The 1,074-nt window shown below is 61.8% G+C and carries 1 protein-coding gene; it reads right to left on the bottom strand.

What is annotated here, in order from left to right:
• Positions 1-902, bottom strand: a 902-nt coding sequence (locus EN853_RS33055; RefSeq protein ID WP_127863059.1) for an IS110 family transposase, incomplete at its 3' end; no start/stop codon positions are given.
• Positions 903-1,074: the final 172 nt, after the last annotated feature.

Below are 1,074 nucleotides of genomic sequence, written 5' to 3'. Positions count from 1 at the left end.
GCATTGAGTGTGACGAGAAGCTTTCTGGCGACGGCCACGATTGCGAGTTTCTTCGAACCGGATCGAGCCGCGAGCGCGGTGTAGAAGGCTTTGAAGCGATCGTTGGCGCGAATGGCGCCCAGAGCAGCCATGTAGAGCGCGCGCCGGACGCGCGCGCGGCCACCGCTGATCTTGGCTCTGCGTTTGAGCTTGCCGCTCTCATGGTCGAATGGTGCAAGGCCCGCAAGTGCGGCGATCGACTTGGGGGATCGCCGGCCGAGCTCGGGCATATGCGCCAGCAGCGAGAGCGCGGTGATGGTGGAGACACCTGGCACGGAGACCATCAGCGTATAATCACGGGCGGTGTCGTCGACGTCGCGAATGGCTTTGGCAATCAGGCTCTCGAGCGCATCGATACGTGTGTCGAAGTCAGCGATCAGCCTTTCGGTGTCGGCTATGACGTCTTCGTCGAAGGCCTCGCTGAGATACCTCTTCAGCTCTGCCCGGATCTCAACCAACCGGTCGCGGTGACGGGCAAGCGATTGTAGGCGTTCGGCTTTCTCGCTGGGCGCTGCCTCAGGCGCCGGCTGATAGCGGCGACCGTAGCTGCTCAACATCCTGGCATCGAGACGATCGGTCTTGGCGCGCTGGGTGGCCGACTTCGCATAATGGTGGGTGTGGGCGGGATTGTGCCGCGAAAACGCAACACCGGCCTTGGCCAGCGCATGGCGCAACAGCCGGTCATGCACGCCTGTCGCCTCCATGACGACGAAGTCTTGGCTGGGACGGAGGCCCGCCACATAGGCAGTTATTGCCTCAGCCTGGTTGGCGATGCGCCGGCAACGGCCGCTTGCCTCGTCAAAAAAGTCGAGCGTCTGTTTGGAAATGTCGCAGCCGACATAGTTCTGCACTATCATGGCCATGCCTCTTCCTGTGTGCGGGGTCTGCTGGAGACAGCCCCGTGCAACTGTTCAGGTTGATGGTTCTTTGGTGGGAAGGGACCGAGCCATGCCACGGCCTGTCCGCAAGGACGACCAGGATCCTCTCGGCCTCCTTCCCACTTCAACCATACAACGGAACCAACACACAGGATCC

The sequence above is a fragment of the Mesorhizobium sp. M1C.F.Ca.ET.210.01.1.1 genome (assembly GCF_004791585.1).
Lineage (GTDB): Bacteria > Pseudomonadota > Alphaproteobacteria > Rhizobiales > Rhizobiaceae > Mesorhizobium.
Note: the sequence above shows the minus strand (reverse complement) of the source record. Positions and strands in the feature narration are given on the sequence as shown.